This window comes from uncultured Psychroserpens sp., from assembly GCF_947503375.1.
GTDB lineage: Bacteria > Bacteroidota > Bacteroidia > Flavobacteriales > Flavobacteriaceae > Psychroserpens.
This window is the reverse complement of record NZ_CANNDQ010000004.1, coordinates 193095-212347: the sequence shown is the minus strand read 5'-3', so window position 1 is coordinate 212347 and position 19253 is coordinate 193095. Positions and strand designations below refer to the sequence as shown.

The following is a 19253-nucleotide window of genomic DNA, read 5'->3' as shown; positions in this document are numbered from 1 at the left end:
TAGTATATGCCATTTAGGTTTTTAAAATACGTACAACCTACTCACTATTTTAGGTTACCTAACCAAAGTGGTCAAACGATTTTTCCTCAAACCAATTTACTGCCAGAAGATGTTCTAAATCAATTGGATAGAGACCAACGCTTTAAAACAAATAAAGCCCGTGATTATGACTTGTCATGGCAAGCCATACAAAGAGGGTATATAGGTAAAGAGCCAACCTACACAAGTTTTGAAAGGTTACCAGTTTCAGATAATTATCTGTTTATTCGCAAGTATTTTAATTCTGCTTGGGTCTTTTATATCCTCATTTTAAGGCTATTCTCTTTTCATAACCCTTTTAAAGAACTTTCAGGGTGGTTTTCTACGAGAAGTGTAAAAAGAATCACTAAAAATCCACCTATTCACTGTGCTGATTATAAGACTTTTACTTCTAGTTTGATAGCTGAAAATCCAAAAGTAAGTGTCGTTATACCTACGCTAAATAGGTATGCGTATTTAAAACAGATACTAAAAGACTTCGAACTACAAGACTACAAGAACTTTGAAGTTATCGTTGTTGATCAATCTGAGCCTTTTGATCCAGATTTTTATTCAGATTTCAATCTAGAGATCAACCTTATTTACCAAGAAGAAAAAGCATTGTGGTTAGCTAGAAATACAGCTGTAAAGGTTGCTAAAGGCAAGCTTATTGCTTTGTCTGAAGATGATGTAGAAATACAGCCTGATTGGATTAGAAAGCATATTGAGTGCTTAGATTTTTTTGATGCAAAAGTGTCAGCAGGAGTGTTTTATCCTAAAGGGAAGCAAATTCCACACGAGCGTTCATTCTATGCCATTGCATCTCAATTTGCTACTGGTAATTCTATGTTGTATAAAGATGTTTTTAAGCGTATTGGCCTATTTGATAGACAATTTGAAAAGCAACGCATGGGAGATGGTGAATTTGGTATGAGAGCCTATCTTGATGGTGTTAGATGTATTTCAAATCCCTATGCCTCATGTATTGACGTAAAAGCAGGAACTGGTGGATTACGAGAAATGGGAAGTTGGGATGCTTTTAGGCCATCCTCATTTTTGGCGCCTAAACCAATACCTAGCGTCATTTATTTTTATAGACGTTATTTTGGAAATAAGGCCACTAGACTTGCTTTATTACGAACGATACCATTTTCAATCTTACCATATCAATTTAAAAAAAATAGACCAGTATTGTTGTTAGGCGGTTTAATTTCTGTTTTGTTAGTACCTTTAGTTTTATATCAAGTGATGAAGTCATGGCAATTAGCAAGTAAGAAAATTGCTCAAGGACCAAGTATTGAAACTCTATCATGAAAGTTCTTCAAATAATAGACAAGCTTAATGTTGGTGGCGCAGAACGCGTTGCTGTAGATTTAACCATGCTTCTACATCCAAGCGTGTCTGTTAAGTTTTTATGCTTATTAGATGAAGGTGACCTAGATGAAGAATTGACATCACAAGGTATAGATGTGATTTATCTTAGAAGGGAAAACAAATTCAATCCACTTACTTTAATTAAACTGAATAAGGTTCTGAAGCAATTTGATATCATTCATATTCATTCAAGACATGTACTTCGTTATGTTGCTTTGACTCGATTTTTATTTCCTTTTTTCAGGTCATATAAAATAGTATTCCATGACCATTTTGGGCGTATTGATTCAGATACAACAATAACACCTTATCTAAAATATGCTATCAGATCGTGCAATGCTTACGTTGGAGTTAGTCAGTCATTAGTAAATTGGGCAAGAGCACATAAATTAAATGGGTTTGTAACACTTTTAGGGAATATTATTTTAAATGGGTCAGATAACATTACAAATAATTCGTCGGCAAAGATTATAGTTATTGGCAATTTCAGACCTCAGAAAAATTATGAATTTTTGGTCGAATTGATAGCACAACTACCAAAGGAACTAAAGATAGATCTTTATGGTAGAATAGTAGACCAGCATTATTATAATACGATACTTAAAGAGATTGAGACAGTTGGTGTAGAAAATCAAATAACCCTTATAACTAATGTGATAAACGTAAGCCCATTAATACATAATTACATGCTAGGATTACATTGTTCAAGTTCTGAAACTGGACCATTGGTTGCAATTGAATACTTGTCAAAACAATTGCCTTTCGTTATGTATGATACAGGAGAAGTCGCTGAGGTTTTGAAATCTAATTCTTATGAATTAATTCAAAGCGATTTTAAGGTTGATACTTGGAAAGCAGTAATAATGAAATTAATTTCAAATGCGCAATATCATACTAAAATGCGCAATAAAATACAGTATATTTATACCGCTAATTATTCAAAGGAAAACTATCTAGGCAAATGCTTAAGCGTGTACCAAAAGATTCTAAACTCTTAGTTATTTCAGACACAGGTATGTTTGAAGAAGTTGGTCACGTGTTTGCTTTTGGTCCAGTATTAAGAGAATTAGAATATTTAGCACATTATTTTAAAACTATTACATGGATTGGTTTCAATAAACCCAATCAATCACATAATAGATCTTATCAAAAGATCACACATCAACACATTAGAACAATCTTCTTGAAGTCTACTGAGGGCCCGAATATTACAGATAAATTAGATATTTTAACTCAGTATCCTAAGATGTATAGTATCATTAATAATGAGTTGAAAAAACATAATTATATTCATGTAAGAGCACCTTCAAACCCAGCATTGATTGCAATGCATTTATCAAAAAAATATAAAGACAAGCAATTTTGGTTTAAATACGCTGGAAGCTGGGTCGATAGCACATCATATACCTATAACTATCAAAGAAATTTATTAAAGAAGCTCAAAGCACCTACTAAAGTTACTGTCAATGGGCAATGGCCAAATCAAGAAAAACATATTTTAGCTTTTGAAAATCCGTGTTTAACAAGTGATGACCGAGTACTTGGGGAGGCTATGGTTTCAGAAAAGATATTTCAAGCAAAACCTAATTATTGCTTTATAGGAAACTTAAATGCAAATAAAGGGGTTTCACCACTATTGAAAGCATTTGCAGGTATAGAAAGATCAGCTTATGATACCATACATGTTGTAGGTGATGGTAAGTTGAAAGATCAGTTAGTAGCTATTACTAAACTTTATCAATTAAATGTTGTCTTTCATGGCACGTTGCAAAAGTCTGAAGTAATTAATATTTATAAAACTTCTCAATTTATTACCTTGCCATCAAAGAGTGAAGGATTTCCTAAAGTTATAAGTGAAGCCTTGAATTATGGTTGTATCCCTTTGGTAACCAAAATATCATGTATTGATCAGTATGTTGTTGATGATAAAAATGGATTTTTAATAGCTTCTCAAGAGGTGAATCACATAAAAGACACAATTCAAAGAAGTCTTAAACTAACTGATGAGAAGTATGATACTATGATTAGAACAAATCATGCTATGGCAAAAAAATTCACTTATGGCTATTATGTTGAACGTATTATGAATTCTATATATGACTTTTGAAATATAATCTTACATATCCAGTATCGATATTGCTTCATGTACTTATTGGCGTAGCTATATATTTCAATGAATTTTTAGCAAAGATTTATTTTTGGGCAGCATTATCATACTTATTTGTTACTGTAATAATTTCCCCTGAAAACAAGAAAATTGAAAAGGTACTTCAAGCATGTGCCTATTTTGTTGGTGCTGAAGTACTATTAAGAATGACTAGAGGTGCAATTTCTTATGAAGCTTCAAAATATTTGGTAATTGTATTTGTTAGTATTGGTATGTTTTATAAAGGCTTATCTGGCAAAGGCTACCCTTATTTTCTGTATATGATGTTTTTAGTCCCTTCAATATTTGTAGCCTCTACAACTCTTAGTTTTGATGCTAACTTTAGAACTAATATTGCCTTTGTACTTAGTGGTCCGATATGTTTAGGTATGGCAGCACTATTTTGTTACGATAAGAAAGTAACTATAAATCAGTTATCAGAAGTATTACTTTATGTTTTCTTACCCATTATATCGCTAACAACGTATTTGTTTTTGTATACACCAAGTGTAGGAGATGTGCTTTCAAATACAGCATCTAATCGCGCCACTTCTGGTGGTTTTGGACCAAATCAGGTTGCCACAGTTTTAGGTTTAGGAATGTTTATAGCTACAGTGCGTTTCTTTAATAAGTCTCCAAACTTAGGATTGAAAATATTAAATGTATCATTATTGATTCTCATTTCTTTTAGAGCTGTAGTTACATTTAGTAGAGGAGGCGTGTTAGCAGCTTTAATAATGATGATTGCTTTTTTAGTTGTCTATTACTCTACAGTCTCCAAGAAACGAAAAAGGGAAATTTCGTTTTTAGTACTTATTTTTGGTTTTAGTATGGTAGCTACATGGTTTATAAGTACCAATCAGACAGATGGATTAATAGAATTGCGATATGCTAACAAAGATCATTTAGGAAGAGAGAAAAAAGATGTGACTACAGGTAGAGGCGAACTGTTTATTAATGAACTTGAAGGCTTCATTTCTAATCCATTTTTGGGAATTGGTTCAAGCCGAGCAAAAGATAGCAGGTATGAAATTGATGGTCAAGGTGTTACATCGCATAGTGAAGTGAGCAGAACATTAGCTGAGCACGGTATTTTTGGCGTGGCAATTTTATTAATTTTACTTGTAAAGCCTTTGGATTTTAGAGCTAGAAATAAGCGCAATTACTATTTTTATGCGTTTTTATGTTTTTGGTTTGCAACGATAAACCACTCTTCAATGCGAATATCTGCGCCAGCATTTATTTATGCACTAGCATTATTACAAGTTGTAAAAAGTAAGCCTTACCTACGAAAGAGAAGAATTGAAAATAAGCCTTGATTTTCTCTCTAACATTATAAATAACTTTTCAGCGGTAATTAATAGTAGTTCACTGATTAATACATAATTATAATTTTAAATTAATAGGTAGATTGAAAAAAATATTTATTTTTATCGAGTTATTAATATAAAAACTTCCCTTGCGACTAAAAAAACGATTTATATGGATCTTTAAAAGACATCCTTTTTTATATTTCATGCGTTTTAAGCTATTGTCAAAAAGCACTTCTAAAAATTTAGTTGACGATTTGTTTTATAATAAGGTAAATTCTTTAGATGATATCCCTAAGTTATTTTTTGATATCAATGATGAAATATTTCAGGATCAGGAAGATGCTTCAGATATGCAAAAGATGCAAACTATTGTATCTTGGTTGCGCTTAAATATAACAGGAGGTAGAGGTCTTAGCTTATCGTCCGAATTAGCACTTAAACAGATGTTGAACAATGATGGAGGTGTTTGTAGTGATTTGGTGCAAATATTTAATAATTTTTGTGTCATTAACAATTTAAGAGTTAAAGAATGGGGAATTACTCACTATCCGTTCAATAAAAAATTTGGAGGTCATTCATTCAATGAGGTTTATATAAGTGAACTCAATAAATGGGTTATGGTAGACATTTCGCATTGTATTGTTTTTAAAAATGATAAAGATATTTACTTATCTGTGCTAGAATGGTTTGAACTGAATGCTAAAGATAACAATAGATTGAGTTATGATTGTTTTTTAAAAGGCATGCCTATTAAAGTTAATTTATTAGATTTGCTATATAAAGATCCAGCTACGATTCCTTTTGTTATTTTAAACTATAAAAATAGTCTGTACGATAAATACTTAGATCGATATAGAGGCTATTTACCAGTTTTCGTCATACATTTTCTTATTTATCTGAAAGGAAAGAGCTATAGATATGAATTTCCATTACATGATTACAAGAAAATCTTTGATTTTAGACAGTTTTTGTTTTCTTAAGTTCTACGTTTCCGTAATATTGTCTCAAATATGAATTTGCTTGTTCAAAAATGAAATCAATTCTTTACGTTGGTAATAGGTTATTTAGTAGCAATACGAATATTACTGCTATTCATACGCTAGGTTCATTACTTGAGAGTGAGCATTACAAAGTTATTTATACCTCAGGAAAAACTAACAAATTCTTGAGGTTATGTGATATGCTCTTCACCTTATTAAAGGTAAGAAAAAACGTTTCATGTGTATTAATTGATACATATAGCACACAAAATTTTTATTTTGCCCTGTTTATAAGTCAACTAGCTAGAGTGTGTAAGTTGAAGTATATTCCTATATTAAGAGGCGGTAATTTATCTTTAAGATTAAAACAGAACCCTAGGTTTAGCAATTTAATTTTCAATAATGCACAAATTAATGTGTCACCTTCATTATTTTTAAAAAAGGAATTTGAGGCATTTGGCTATCAAAATGTGACTCATATTCCAAATACGATAAAAATAAATGAGTATCCATTCCAAACTAAAACGTTTGATACACCTAGGCTGCTTTGGGTAAGGTCATTCTCAAAAATATACAACCCAGAATTAGCAATTCATGTTTTACATCGATTAAAAAAAACATATCCTAAAGCAACATTATGTATGGTTGGTCCTAATGCTGATGGAACACTAAGCCAAGTAAAGCAACTAGCTTCAGATCTTAATTTAGAAGTTGATTTTACTGGAAAACTGAAAAAACAAGAGTGGATATCAGTTTCTAAAGCATATAATATTTTTATAAATACCACAAACTTTGATAATACACCTGTAAGTGTTATTGAAGCAATGGCTTTGGGTTTACCAATTATATCTACAAATGTTGGAGGAATGCCTTATCTTATTAAAAATAGAGTTGATGGTCTATTGGTTGAACCAGATGACACAGAACTCATGGTAGAAGCAATTATTTCTGTTATGGAAAACCCTAAAAAAAGACAGGATATGATTCATGAAGCAAGACAAAAAGTTGAAACATTTGATTGGAGTCAAATAAAACCTCTTTGGTTTAAAGTATTACCTAATATTACTAGTAATAGTTAGCCTTATCTTATTATATTTACGTGCAATTTAGTATAATGAGTAAGAAAAAAGATATACATTTTGAAATTTCTGAGCGCAAGATTCTGCTAAGAATCCTTGATATTGTATTCATTTTTGCTGGTCTCTACGGGATTGAGTTATTTTTAGATTATGATTACTTAACCGTTAATAATGAGAATGCTGTTGCTTTAATTTTTTTAACGCTTTATATCACTGTTTTTGGAACTATTTTTGAGATATACGATCTACAAAAATCCAGCAAACTAGATGTGGTCTTTAGGAACATTGTCATCACAGCATCAACAACAGTTCTGTTTTATCTCTTAACTCCTTTTTTCACGCCTTTTCTACCCGAAAACAGATTGCAAATTGTTTATTTTTATTTGGTTATCATTGTTATGGTATTCTTGTGGCGTTTAGCATATATAACGTTCATTACCTCACCAAGATTCTACAAAAAAGTACTTTTAGTAGGCGAGATATCAAACATTGAAAACATTATAAAACCATTAAGAGAAACAGACCCTAATTATAAGATTATTGGGTTTATAAATTGTGAAAAAGAGACAGAATCACCAATAAAATTTAAAGGTCTTAAAGAGTTTCAGCCACACGAACTTATGGAGGTTATTTATAAAGAAAAAATCTCTGAAATACTTGTTGCAAGTTATGACTCTGAGACGATTACGCCTGAAATATATCATGACCTGATCAACTTATTAGAGCATGGTTTTACAATTAGAGAATACACACAAGTATATGAAGAAATAACATATCGAGTGCCAATACAATTTGTTGGTAAGGATTTTTATAAATATTTCCCGTTTAGTAGAAGTAATCAAAATACACTCTATTTATTTTTCCATCGTACATTTGATATTTTATTTTCTGTTTTTGGGCTTTGTTTTGGGTTACTTCTTATTCCGTTTATTATCATAGGTAATACCATTGCCAACAAAGGACCTTTATTTTATTCTCAAGAACGTGTTGGAAAGAATGGAAAAATTTTCAGCATTGTCAAGTTAAGAAGTATGATTGTAAATGCTGAACGTGAAGGTGCTAAGTGGGCACAGAAGAATGATACTAGAGTTACTACTTTTGGAAAGTTTTTAAGACGTTCTCGATTGGATGAAATACCACAATTTATCAACGTTTTAAAAGGTGAAATGAGTATTATAGGACCAAGACCTGAACGTCCGTTTTTTGTAAATGAATTGTCAAGAATAATTCCATTTTATGAAACCAGGCATATTGTGAAGCCTGGACTTACAGGTTGGGCACAAGTAAACACTAGGTATGGGTCTTCGGTAGATGATAGTTTAACCAAACTACAGTATGATTTGTTCTACATAAAGCACAGAAGTATTTTTTTAGATTTGAATATTGTAGTCAAGACCCTAAGCACAATTTTGTATTATCGAGGTCAATAGTGTTTTTAATGATGACATTAGGTTTGCCTTTTCTTTCTAAAAAAGCCAATTAAAAAAACAAATAGCATAATAAAAACGCTAATCCTTGCGATATAATCACCAGCTTTTACATAGAATGTAAGTTTTTCATTAGTGGTTATTTGACCTGCTAAGGCTCCTTTTTTATTATAGTTTAAGCTTTTAATAATTTCACCCTTAGCGTTTATAAATGCTGAAATCCCAGTATTAGCACTTCTCGCAATTTCACGTCTTGTTTCTATAGCTCTCAGTCTTGAATAGCTCAAATGTTGTTTATGACCTTGAGTCTCATTCCACCAAGCATCATTGGTAACAATAGTTAAAAAATTTGCACCATTTCTTACATAACCTGTTACAAATTCGCCATAAACAGATTCATAGCAGATAATAGGTGCTGCTTTGAATTTACCATTTGATGAGGTAAATACGCTTCTATAATCTTGTGTGGTTTTCATAGCAACCGTTCCTCCTAGATCAATTAGTGCATCACCAACAATTGGCTTTAAAATACTTTGGTATGGAAAGTTTTCAACACCTACCACAAGTTTTGATTTGTTGTATTGAGCTACAGAGTCTGATGAGTTAATTAGTATTGCTGAATTGTAATCATCATACCATGTGTTCGGTCTTAATTTGTAAGTATTGGTTTCTTCTCTAATTTTGCTCTTGTCATGAAACCAATCAATAAATGAGATGCCAGTTAATAGATTTACTTTTGGATGGTCATAAACGTAACGTTTTAGTCTACTTTTTAATAGCGAATTGTCAAATTCTGTAAGTCTAGCACTTTCAGCAAAAAATGTTTCAGGTGCTATAACAAAATCAGTTGTATCTGTAATTTTTGTATTTGAAAGCTCAAAAAATAATTCGGAGAATTTCAGATTAGAGATATTATATTTATCTGAATAAGGATCTATATTAGGTTGGAGTACGATAGCATTTATTGTTTCGCCTTCATGGTTGTAATTATTGAAAATGATCAATGAAATTCCTATCGGAATCAAAATAAAAGCTGCAAACCTTAGTGCTAAGCTTTTAATAAGAGTTTTAGATTTTCTATCTTGATATTTTAAAACACCTTTAAAGACAAATATATTAAGTAGAAGTATCCATAGCGTACCACCAAAAGTCCCAGTATATTCATACCATTGTATCCATGTGATTTGTTCAGAAAAACCATTTCCTAGATTTAGCCAAGGCCAACAAAACTCCCATTCAAGATGTAGCTTTTCAAAACTAATCCAAAGTGTAACCAGAAATAACAGAGACCTATTTAAAGACAATCGTTTTGCATACTTATGGTAAACTAGAATTAGAGTTGCCATAAGAGCAGAATTGACAAATACAGCAAAACTAGCTCCAAAGATATCAGCATAACGCAACCAACTTGTAGTGATGAGGTTCCATATTACAAATGTTAAATAAGACAGTCCAAACACTTTAAGCGCTTTTCGTTTTACATTTGATTGTCTAATTTGATGTTCGGCAATAAGGAGTGGAACAAAAGCAACAAAGAGTAAAAGAGGGACACCATATGTTGGCCATCCTAGTGCAAGTAATAATCCTGAGGCTAATGCGAATAGTAGTCGGTTCACTATCTAAAGATACTAAAATCAAGCTTTAAAGAAAACACATTGCTATATAATGCTACACTTTGATCACCAATATCGGTGAATGCATAATCTATTTGTATCCCTTTATATTTAAAACCAAGACCTAAACTTGGCTGAAACGTTAAATCTTCTGAATTATCTATTTGAAGCTCGTTTTGAAAGTTCCCAACACCACCTCTTAAGAATACCAAATCGGTATAACCAAACTCAAATCCTAAGGCTGGGTTTACACTTGCAAAAGATGTGGAAATGATATCATTATTTTGTTCAAATCTAACATTAAGGTCAAACGAAGCTAATAAAGAATAATCATAATGGAATATGAACTTTTTAGACATTCCAATTTGCAACTTAGGTATGGTGAGCTCTGTACTTTCAGGAACGGTTTGATTTTGACCTTCAATTGCATTTTGAATATCAGCAAGTTTATCGTCATCAAAAGACCAAGCGTTAAAAGTAGTTGTAATATCTCTTGCCATGATACCGAATTTCCAGTCGTTATCAGATTCAAACTGAACACCTAAGTCTAGTCCAAAACCCCAAGAATTTGCAAAGTCACCTATAATTCTTCGAACAACTTTAGCATTAACACCATAACTCAACCCTGGAATTGGTAAATCTCTTGCATAAGAAAACGTTAATGCATAGTCTGCTGTTGAAAATAAACTCACACGATCATAATTAATATTGCCTTGGTCATCAATTAATTGAGTTGTGTCTAAAATATCATCTACACCAAATCGTATTAATGAAACAGCAATCGTACTTCTATCGTCTAAAGGCTTAGCAAAAGCGATATAATTATAATTAGCTATGTTAGCAAAATAACTGGAGTGTAAAGCGGCTAGTTGATTGTCCTCTAAATGTACTAAGCCTGCAGGATTCCAATAGCCTGAATTCACATCTGCAGTATGAGAAACTACAGAATTGCTCATTCCAAGTGCGGCTGCATCAACACCTATATTTAAAAACTCGTTAGAGTATTTACGTGCGTTTTGAGCAGAGCCTAACAACGTAAACAGTGATAGAACAATGAGTATGTAATTCTTCAATAGCAAAATTTTTTACAAAGATGCATAATATTTTTCATCTATTAAACTGTAAATTAAAGTAGATATTGCCTTAGTCTTGTATAAGTCTAAAATAGTTTGCTATTTTTACACAAATCTTACTGCATGTCTATAAAAAGATACATTCCTAATTTGGTAACACTTCTCAATTTGTTCTGCGGAAGTATCGCAGTTATTTTCGCGGTCAATAACAACTTCATAGCAGCAACGATATTTGTATTTCTTGGTATTTTCTTTGACTTTTTTGATGGTTTATTAGCAAGAAAACTTAACGTACAAAGTGATTTGGGTATTCAATTAGACTCATTGGCAGACATGATTACCAGTGGATTGGTGCCAGGAATTATCATGTTCAAGTTAATCTCTATAAGTATTCATGCACCAGATTCTATGCATATTGATGACTGGACATCAACAACACATTGGTATGGCTTACGATTGGCACCTTTAGCCTTGGTAGGCTTGTGTATTACTCTAGCTTCTGCTTATCGCCTAGCAAAATTTAATATAGATGAAGATCAACAAGCTTATTTTAAAGGCCTACCAACACCAGCAAATACGTTGCTTATTTTGTCATTACCACTAATTATGGAGTTTCAACATAATGATCTATTCAATTCGTTAATTTTAAACCAATGGTTTTTAATAGCATTAACACTAGTAAGCTGCTATTTGTTAAACTCTAATATTAAGCTTTTTGCTTTAAAGTTTAAGAATTATAGTTTTAACGATAATAAATTTAGATACATACTCATACTTTTAAGTATACTGTTTATGGTGCTATTTCATTTTATTGCAATACCATTGATTATTTTAGTTTACATCATATTATCATTACTTAAGAATACAACCACCAGATAATTTTATAACATGTTAGAAATAATTTTCACACTATTGATGTTAGTGATGCTACAAGCTGTGTTAGGGTTTGATAACCTACTTTACATTTCTCTTGAATCTAAAAAAGCACCTTTGTCAGATCAAAAACGCGTACGCAAAATAGGTATTTTGATTGCTATAATACTTAGGATAGTTTTACTATTCGTACTGGTATCTATTATAGACTTTTTTCAAGAGCCTTTTTCTTGGCTAACAGGTCAACTTGGAGATATTTTAGTTTTTGCTTTTAACGGTCATAGTATAATTGTTTTAGCTGGAGGGGCTTTCATTATTTATACAGCAATAAAAGAAATATGGCATATGATTGGGAAAAAAGATTTAAATGAAGTTATTGATGGAGATCAAAAAAGTAGAAAAACTGCTAACGCAGTCATTACAAGTATTGTTATTATGAATTTAGTGTTTTCATTTGATTCTATCCTAGCTGCTATTGGCTTAACTAGCGATATTGAAAATTCAACTACGGCATTTATAGTAATGGCTATTGCTATAGTTGTTAGTGGACTATTAATGTTGTTGTTAGCTGATAAAATTTCTGAATTTTTAGCCAAAAATAGAATGTATGAAGTACTTGGTCTCTTCATTTTGTTTATTGTTGGTATCATGTTAGTCACTGAAGGCGGTCATTTGGCGCATTTGAAAATATTTGGGAATGAAATTGTGCCAATGAGTAAAACAACATTCTATTTCGTAATTGCCATTTTAGTTGTTACAGATATAGTTCAAGGACGCTATCAAAGGAAAATATTGGCTGAAAAAGAAAACGGAAAGCACTAACTAACTTAAACTAAACAAATGAAACATCTACAATTCCCAATTAGTTTTACATTTCATGTAACGACATTATCTAACGACTTTACAGCCAAAGATAACTCTGGTAAAACAGTAGCCTATGTAAAGCAGAAAATGTTTAAACTTAAAGAAGATATTAGTATTTATCAAGATGAGACAAAACATAATTTGACCCATAAGATTAATGCCGATAAGTGGATTGATTTTTCTGCAGCTTATAGTATGAAAGATGCTAGTGGGAAAGAACTTGGAAAGATAGCTCGAAAGGGTTGGGCTTCAATTTGGAAGGCACACTACGAAATCATAGACCAACATCAAAAACTACAATACCACATTAGAGAAGATAATGCTTGGGTAAAGGTGCTAGATTCAGTTTTAGGGCAGCTTCCCATCATTGGTGGATTTACAGGCTATTTATTCAACCCAAGTTATACTGTAACAGATTTGAAAGGTCAAGCAGTTTGCCAATTGAAAAAGGAGGCTTCTTTTTTTGGTAGAAAATTTAAACTATCTAAGCTTAAACCTATTGATAATGATGATGACGAACGTATTATTCTAAGTTTTATGATGATGGTATTGTTAGAGCGACGTAGAGGTTAATTTGATGAGGATTTTTGAAAATATCTTAGGGTTTGTTGTACTCATAATTGCTGCTAGAATATTTTACTTCACCTATTCAAGAGTAAAAAGGATTAATCGAATGATTAAGCTATATATTGGTGTAGTTTGTTTAACTGTTATTGGTCTAACCTTAATCGTATCTGGTTTTGATTAGGTATAAGCTAGAAATGAAGTTTTTTCTTTCGTAGCTCAAAGTTCTGACCTAAGTACACTTTACGTACCATTTCATCACTAGCCAATTCTTCAGGTTTTCCAGCTTTTAGAATACTACCTTCAAACATTAAATATGTTCGGTCAGTAATGGCTAAAGTCTCCTGTACATTATGGTCTGTAATTAAAATGCCGATGTTTTTCTTGGTGAGTTGCGCAATAATACGTTGAATATCTTCAACAGCAACTGGGTCAACACCAGCAAAAGGTTCATCAAGCAGAATAAAATCTGGATCTGTAGCTAAGGCACGAGCAATTTCCGTACGACGACGTTCACCTCCAGAGAGTAGATCACCTCGATTCTTACGAATATGACCTAAGCTAAATTCTTCTATGAGCGATTCCATCTTATCTTGCTGCTCTTTTTTACTCAGCTTAGTTAATTGTAGAACACTCAAAATATTATCTTCAATACTTAACTTCCTAAAAACTGAGGCTTCTTGCGCCAAGTAACCAATACCATTTTGTGCACGTTTGTACATTGGGAAGCTGGTAATTTCAGTATTGTCTAAGAAAATATTTCCGCCATTGGGTTTTATGAGTCCAACAATCATGTAAAATGAAGTGGTTTTACCAGCACCATTTGGACCTAATAAACCTACGATCTCGCCTTGATTGACTTCTAAAGACACGTCTTTAACGACTTTTCTGCCGTTATAGGCTTTCATTAAATTATCGGCTCTTAATTTTTTCATATGCTGCTAAAATAGCAAATTAACAATGACTCGCTTTTTTATTTATTAAAAGTTTAACGCTCACTTTCAAGTGCATCCCAATATTCATAGGCTTTTCGTAAATGCGGAATAACAATTGTTCCGCCTATCAAAGTAGCAATACTTAATGCTTCAACAACTTCTTCTTTGTTTAATCCTTCATCATAGCTTGATTGAAGATGATACTTAATACAGTCGTCACATCGTAGCACAGTAGAGGCTACCAGGCCTAATAATTCTTTAGTTTTTTTATCTAGGACACCTTCAGTAAACGCATTGGTGTCTAGGTTAAAAATACGTTTGATAATTTTATTGTTATCTTCTAGGATTGCATCGTTCATTTTTGAACGGTATGCGTTAAATTCGGAAACGATATCAGACATGGACTTTTTGTTTTTTATTCTGGTTGCGAACAACCACTTTAGAAATATAAATACTTACTTGATATAAAATTAAAATAGGAATGGCAACAATAATTTGGCTTGCCAAGTCAGGTGGTGTAATAATTGCAGAGATAATTAATACAATTACTAAAGCAAATTTTCGATATTTCTTCATGATTTGAGGTGTGACTAATCCTATTTTGGTTAGAAAATAGATAATAATTGGTAACTCAAAAACTAATCCAGATGCTAAACAAGATGATCGTACTGTTGATATAAAGGAACTTAGATCGAATTCATTAGAGACCTCAACACTCACACTATAATTTGCAAGGAAGTTTATAGATAAAGGTGTAACAATATAATAACCAAATAAAACACCAATAAAGAATAATAATGAAGTAATAAAGATAAAACCTCTTGAATGCTTTCGCTCATTATGATGTAGTCCTGGACTTATGAAACTCCAGAATTGATAGATAACATATGGAAAAGCTAAAACAAAACCAGCATAAATAGATGTCCATATATCTGCTGAAAACTGTCCAGCCATCGTTCTACTTTGAATTTTAAAGGGGAATTCGGCAGCACAAAAAGTAGTGTCATTAATACCAATAAATTGCGACGCTTTGCATAGCCATTTATAGGTTGGAAAATCCATTCGTTTTGGTGCAAAAACAATATGTTCAAAAATGAATCCACTAAAAATGAAAGCTATAGTAGCACAAATCAAAATTGCAATTGTCATACGTATCAAGTGCCACCTTAAGTCTTCAAGATGATCTAAAAACGACATCTCATCGGTACTTTTTTTCGCCATTATATAATACCTTCTTTGATTAAATCGTGAATATGGATAACACCAGCATAATTACCATTTTTTTCTACAAGTAATTGTGAAATCCCATGTGTTTCCATCAGCTCCATAGCATCAATAGCCATAGCGTCTTCATCAATTCGTTTTGGGTTGTTACTCATAATATCTTTTGCTGTTAAGTGAATAAAAGCTTCGTTTTTGGTAAGCATACGTCTTAAATCTCCATCGGTAATTATACCAGCTATTTTATTGTTATCAACAACAGCAGTAACACCAAGCATCTTTTCTGATATTTCTACAATAACATCTTTTGCAGATGTATTGAGGTCTACTTTTGGCTTTTCATTTACAGATGATAAATCACTCACTCTTAAATATAAACGTTTACCTAGAGCGCCACCAGGATGATATTTTGCAAAGTCCTTACTAGAAAAACCGCGAAGTTCAAGTAAACAAACCGCAAGTGCATCTCCAATAACCAATTGCGCAGTAGTACTAGTTGTTGGAGCCAAATTATTTGGGCAGGCTTCTTGTTCTACATAAGCATTTAAAATAAAATCTGCCTGTTGTGCTAAAAAAGAATTGTCATTTCCAGTAATGGCAATCATTTTATTTTTCGCATTCTTTATTAACGGAACTAAAACTTTGATCTCTGGAGTATTTCCACTTTTTGAAATACATATGACAACATCGTCTTCTAGAATTAATCCTAAATCGCCATGAATTGCATCTGCAGCATGCATAAAGACAGATGGTGTTCCGGTGGAGTTCAAAGTTGCAACAATTTTATTTGCTATAATAGCACTTTTTCCTATTCCAGTTATAACAACTCGCCCTTTAGAATTATAAATAAGCGATACAGCATTTGCAAAATCATCGGTTAGTAATTGGCTCAAATTTGCAATAGCATCTCGTTCTAAATCTATGGTTTTTTTTGCGGTATCAAGGATAGATTGTATACTGTTCAAAATTTAATTTTTTTGAGTTTGACGGGTTTAAAGAAATTGTTATCTTTAGTCTTATGCAAATGTATCAAAAATACTAATAGGGATTAATGAGTATAAAAGAAATTGACATACATTCTGCACTCAAACAATACTTTGGTTTTTCAAAATTTAAAGGGCTTCAAGAAAGTGTTATAAAAAGTGTTGTTGAAGGTGATAATGTATTTGTTATAATGCCAACAGGAGGTGGTAAATCATTATGTTATCAACTTCCTGCTTTAATAAAAGATGGTACCGCAATTATAGTATCTCCTTTAATTGCGTTAATGAAAAATCAAGTTGATGCTATAAGAGGTGTTTCAAATGAAGAAGGTGTTGCTCATGTACTAAACTCTTCACTTAACAAAACTGAAGTCAAACGTGTAAAAGAAGATATTACTAATGGTGTAACCAAGTTGCTGTATGTTGCTCCTGAATCATTAACCAAAGAAGAATACGTAGAATTTCTTAGAACCGTTACAATTTCTTTCATGGCAGTTGATGAGGCGCATTGTATTAGTGAATGGGGACACGATTTCAGACCAGAGTATAGAAACTTAAGACATATTATTAAACGTATTGGAGATAATATTCCAATAATTGGGTTAACAGCCACAGCAACGCCTAAAGTTCAAGAAGATATTTTAAAAAGCTTAGATATAACGAATGCTAAAACATATAAGGCTTCTTTTAATAGACCTAATTTATATTATGAAATACGACCAAAGACTAAAAATGTAGATTCAGATATTATTCGATTTATTAAACAAAATGAAGGTAAATCTGGAATTGTATACTGTTTGAGTAGAAAACGTGTTGAGGAATTAGCTCAGGTACTTCAAGTCAATGGTATAAATGCGGTACCTTATCATGCAGGTTTAGACCCAAAAACTAGGGTAAAGCATCAAGATATGTTTTTAATGGAAGATGCAGATGTTGTTGTAGCTACAATTGCATTTGGTATGGGAATAGATAAACCAGATGTACGTTTTGTAATACATCATGATATGCCTAAAAGTATTGAAAGCTATTATCAAGAAACTGGAAGAGCAGGTCGAGATGGAGGAGAAGGCCATTGTTTAGCATACTATGCCTATAAAGATATTGAGAAACTAGAGAAATTTATGTCTGGTAAACCTGTTGCTGAACAAGAAATTGGTCATGCGTTACTACAAGAAGTAGTAGCATTTGCTGAAAGCTCTGTTTCTAGACGAAAATTTATTTTGCATTACTTCGGAGAGGCATTTGATAATGAAACAGGTGAAGGTGGAGATATGGATGACAATGTTCGAAACCCTAAGAAACAACATGAAGCAAAAGATGAAGTGGTAACATTATTAGATACTGTTAACAAAACTAATGAGAAGTACAAATCAAAAGACTTGGTCAATGTTTTAGTTGGAACTTCAAATGCTTTAATCTCTTCTCATAAAACAGATACTCAGCCATTTTTTGGAATAGGAAAGGATAAAGATAAGCGTTTTTGGATGGCACTTATCAGACAAGTATTGGTTGCTGGGTATTTAAAAAAAGATATTGAAACTTATGGTGTACTTAGGTTGTCTGCTGGTGGTCATGACTTTCTAAAATCGCCTAAGTCTTTTATGATGACTGAAGACCATGTCTTTGATGAAACGTCAGATGATAGTATCGTTACTGCTGCTAAAGGAGGAGGAGGTGTCGCAGATGAAAAGCTCATGGGAATGCTAAAAGATTTGAGGAAGCGTAATGCTAAAAAGTTAGGCATACCACCATTTGTGATCTTTCAGGACCCATCTCTAGAAGACATGGCATTAAAATATCCAATCACTATGGAAGAACTTAGTAATGTTCATGGTGTAGGTGATGGTAAAGCAAAAAAATACGGTAAAGATTTCATTGAACTCATCTCTAATTATGTTGAAGAAAATGACATCATGAGACCAGACGATTTTGTTGTAAAGAGTACAGGTTCAAATTCTGCTATAAAACTTTATATAATTCAAAATGTAGATAGAAAGTTACCGCTAGATGATATTGCATCTTCTAAAGGTATGAGTATGGCTGACTTTATTAAGGAAATGGAAGCGATTGTTTTTTCAGGAACTAAACTTAATATTGACTATTGGATAGACGAAATTCTTGATGAAGACCAACAAGAAGAAATTTATGAGTATTTTATGGAATCTGAAACTGATAAAATATCTGAAGCTGTAGAAGAATTCGATGGCGATTATGAGGATGAAGAACTTCGGCTCTATCGTATTAAGTTCATGAGTGAGGTAGCTAATTAACTACGCTTCTTCCTCACTTAATTCATACATTGAAAATGTAACGCCTTGTTTTTTACTTTTTAAATGTATTTCTTTTATTGATGAACGTTTTATTTTGGCTGCGTCTACTTCTTCGATTTGAAAATCAATTTTAGTAATATATCGACCAGTAATATCTGTATGGTCTGATTCTAATTCTAGCATATCCGATTGTAATTGCAATTCAAAATCATGACTAAAAACAATCAGTTGAGCACCATTTTTAACCTTCATTTGAAAGCTACCTACAATAACAGTTTGAAAAAAGTAATAACCACCTAACTCATTTAAACCAGCATATAATACATTAGCTTCACTAATACCAAAAGGGATATGCTCAATATTTTTGATTATTTCATCTACAGAATCTTGACTAGACGTTACAGCTTTTTCTGACTTTCTTAAGAGTTTGTTTAAAGAGAATTTCATGTCTCATTTTTATTTTGGTAAAACTAGGCATTTTAAGTTTTATCATATCAACCTTAAGGCTGAAAAATATAAC

Annotated in this window: 18 protein-coding genes; 11 read left to right on the top strand and 7 right to left on the bottom strand. The window is 32.2% G+C overall.

The features are described 5' to 3' along the window. The first annotated feature begins 6 nt into the window (after positions 1-6). The 7 genes from Q0876_RS08770 to Q0876_RS08740 all read left to right on the top strand — a co-directional run bounded on the left by Q0876_RS08770 (position 7) and on the right by Q0876_RS08740 (position 8340). Positions 7-1332: a glycosyltransferase gene (locus tag Q0876_RS08770; protein ID WP_299226403.1), complete on the top strand. Its 1326-nt coding sequence runs from the start codon at positions 7-9 to the stop codon at positions 1330-1332. Then, positions 1329-2390 (top strand): glycosyltransferase family 4 protein, encoded by a 1062-nt coding sequence (locus Q0876_RS08765; RefSeq protein WP_299226401.1) that lies wholly within the window; start codon positions 1329-1331, stop codon positions 2388-2390. The genes Q0876_RS08770 and Q0876_RS08765 overlap by 4 nt, the downstream gene beginning before the upstream one ends. Then, the gene (locus tag Q0876_RS08760) at positions 2354-3499 is read left to right on the top strand and encodes a glycosyltransferase (protein WP_299226398.1); all 1146 of its coding nucleotides are present in this window, start codon (positions 2354-2356) and stop codon (positions 3497-3499) included. Before Q0876_RS08765 ends, Q0876_RS08760 begins: the two co-directional genes overlap by 37 nt. Continuing rightward, a complete protein-coding gene (locus Q0876_RS08755; protein ID WP_299226396.1) occupies positions 3496-4857 on the top strand; it encodes an O-antigen ligase in 1362 nt (453 codons plus the stop codon). The genes Q0876_RS08760 and Q0876_RS08755 overlap by 4 nt, the downstream gene beginning before the upstream one ends. A 197-nt stretch (positions 4858-5054) precedes the next feature. Beyond that, the gene (locus Q0876_RS08750; protein ID WP_299226393.1) at positions 5055-5831 is read left to right on the top strand and encodes a hypothetical protein; all 777 of its coding nucleotides are present in this window, start codon (positions 5055-5057) and stop codon (positions 5829-5831) included. A gap of 50 nt (positions 5832-5881) precedes the next feature. After that, the gene (locus Q0876_RS08745; protein ID WP_299226390.1) at positions 5882-6910 is read left to right on the top strand and encodes a glycosyltransferase family 4 protein; all 1029 of its coding nucleotides are present in this window, start codon (positions 5882-5884) and stop codon (positions 6908-6910) included. 35 nt (positions 6911-6945) lie between these two features. Next, a complete protein-coding gene (locus Q0876_RS08740) occupies positions 6946-8340 on the top strand; it encodes a sugar transferase (protein WP_299226387.1) in 1395 nt (464 codons plus the stop codon). Positions 8341-8357: 17 nt separating this feature from the next. Here the strand turns inward: Q0876_RS08740 and lnt are convergent, their stop codons facing one another. Together lnt and Q0876_RS08730 are read right to left on the bottom strand one after the other, a co-directional pair. Then, positions 8358-9956 carry an apolipoprotein N-acyltransferase gene (lnt, locus tag Q0876_RS08735; protein WP_299226732.1) on the bottom strand — a complete coding sequence of 533 codons (1599 nt, stop codon included), beginning with the start codon at positions 9954-9956 and terminating at the stop codon, positions 8358-8360. Next, positions 9953-11011: a PorV/PorQ family protein gene (locus Q0876_RS08730; protein ID WP_299226729.1), complete on the bottom strand. Its 1059-nt coding sequence runs from the start codon at positions 11009-11011 to the stop codon at positions 9953-9955. Before Q0876_RS08730 ends, lnt begins: the two co-directional genes overlap by 4 nt. A 135-nt stretch (positions 11012-11146) precedes the next feature. Here Q0876_RS08730 and Q0876_RS08725 point away from each other — a divergent pair, with 135 nt between their 5' ends. The 3 genes from Q0876_RS08725 to Q0876_RS08715 are packed head-to-tail and all read left to right on the top strand — an operon-like array spanning position 11147 to position 13333. Then, on the top strand, positions 11147-11902 hold the full coding sequence (locus Q0876_RS08725; protein WP_299226384.1) for a CDP-alcohol phosphatidyltransferase family protein: 756 nt from the start codon (positions 11147-11149) through the stop codon (positions 11900-11902). A gap of 9 nt (positions 11903-11911) precedes the next feature. Next, on the top strand, positions 11912-12718 hold the full coding sequence (locus tag Q0876_RS08720; protein ID WP_299226381.1) for a tellurium resistance protein TerC: 807 nt from the start codon (positions 11912-11914) through the stop codon (positions 12716-12718). Between the two features lie 18 nt (positions 12719-12736). Next, positions 12737-13333, top strand: coding sequence for a hypothetical protein (locus Q0876_RS08715; RefSeq protein WP_299226379.1), 597 nt, complete (start codon positions 12737-12739; stop codon positions 13331-13333). A gap of 182 nt (positions 13334-13515) precedes the next feature. On the opposite strand, the gene lptB is transcribed toward Q0876_RS08715, so the two are convergent. The 4 genes from lptB to Q0876_RS08695 are packed head-to-tail and all read right to left on the bottom strand — an operon-like array spanning position 13516 to position 16445. Beyond that, positions 13516-14259, bottom strand: coding sequence for an LPS export ABC transporter ATP-binding protein (gene lptB, locus Q0876_RS08710; protein WP_299226376.1), 744 nt, complete (start codon positions 14257-14259; stop codon positions 13516-13518). A 53-nt stretch (positions 14260-14312) separates the two neighbouring features. Beyond that, complete coding sequence (locus tag Q0876_RS08705) at positions 14313-14660, bottom strand: carboxymuconolactone decarboxylase family protein (protein WP_299226373.1); 348 nt, start codon at positions 14658-14660, stop codon at positions 14313-14315. Continuing rightward, a complete protein-coding gene (tatC, locus tag Q0876_RS08700) occupies positions 14653-15480 on the bottom strand; it encodes a twin-arginine translocase subunit TatC (RefSeq protein WP_299226370.1) in 828 nt (275 codons plus the stop codon). The genes Q0876_RS08705 and tatC overlap by 8 nt, the downstream gene beginning before the upstream one ends. Beyond that, positions 15480-16445 carry an SIS domain-containing protein gene (locus Q0876_RS08695; protein WP_299226367.1) on the bottom strand — a complete coding sequence of 322 codons (966 nt, stop codon included), beginning with the start codon at positions 16443-16445 and terminating at the stop codon, positions 15480-15482. Before Q0876_RS08695 ends, tatC begins: the two co-directional genes overlap by 1 nt. An 86-nt stretch (positions 16446-16531) precedes the next feature. On the opposite strand from Q0876_RS08695, the gene recQ reads away from it, so the two are divergent. Next, positions 16532-18733 carry a DNA helicase RecQ gene (recQ, locus tag Q0876_RS08690; RefSeq protein ID WP_299226364.1) on the top strand — a complete coding sequence of 734 codons (2202 nt, stop codon included), beginning with the start codon at positions 16532-16534 and terminating at the stop codon, positions 18731-18733. Here recQ and Q0876_RS08685 read toward each other — a convergent pair whose 3' ends face one another. Then, positions 18734-19180: a hypothetical protein gene (locus Q0876_RS08685; RefSeq protein ID WP_299226361.1), complete on the bottom strand. Its 447-nt coding sequence runs from the start codon at positions 19178-19180 to the stop codon at positions 18734-18736. Between the last annotated feature and the right edge of the window lie 73 nt (positions 19181-19253).

Coding starts and splice junctions, on each gene's coding strand:
- Q0876_RS08770 (WP_299226403.1), top strand. CDS start 7: ATGCCATTTAGGTTTTTAAAATACGTACAACCTACTCACTATTTTAGG.
- Q0876_RS08765 (WP_299226401.1), top strand. CDS start 1,329: ATGAAAGTTCTTCAAATAATAGACAAGCTTAATGTTGGTGGCGCAGAA.
- Q0876_RS08760 (WP_299226398.1), top strand. CDS start 2,354: ATGCTTAAGCGTGTACCAAAAGATTCTAAACTCTTAGTTATTTCAGAC.
- Q0876_RS08750 (WP_299226393.1), top strand. CDS start 5,055: ATGCGTTTTAAGCTATTGTCAAAAAGCACTTCTAAAAATTTAGTTGAC.
- Q0876_RS08745 (WP_299226390.1), top strand. CDS start 5,882: ATGAAATCAATTCTTTACGTTGGTAATAGGTTATTTAGTAGCAATACG.
- Q0876_RS08740 (WP_299226387.1), top strand. CDS start 6,946: ATGAGTAAGAAAAAAGATATACATTTTGAAATTTCTGAGCGCAAGATT.
- Q0876_RS08725 (WP_299226384.1), top strand. CDS start 11,147: ATGTCTATAAAAAGATACATTCCTAATTTGGTAACACTTCTCAATTTG.
- Q0876_RS08720 (WP_299226381.1), top strand. CDS start 11,912: ATGTTAGAAATAATTTTCACACTATTGATGTTAGTGATGCTACAAGCT.
- Q0876_RS08715 (WP_299226379.1), top strand. CDS start 12,737: ATGAAACATCTACAATTCCCAATTAGTTTTACATTTCATGTAACGACA.
- lptB (WP_299226376.1), bottom strand. CDS start 14,259: ATGAAAAAATTAAGAGCCGATAATTTAATGAAAGCCTATAACGGCAGA.
- Q0876_RS08705 (WP_299226373.1), bottom strand. CDS start 14,660: ATGTCTGATATCGTTTCCGAATTTAACGCATACCGTTCAAAAATGAAC.
- tatC (WP_299226370.1), bottom strand. CDS start 15,480: ATGGCGAAAAAAAGTACCGATGAGATGTCGTTTTTAGATCATCTTGAA.
- recQ (WP_299226364.1), top strand. CDS start 16,532: ATGAGTATAAAAGAAATTGACATACATTCTGCACTCAAACAATACTTT.
- Q0876_RS08685 (WP_299226361.1), bottom strand. CDS start 19,180: ATGAAATTCTCTTTAAACAAACTCTTAAGAAAGTCAGAAAAAGCTGTA.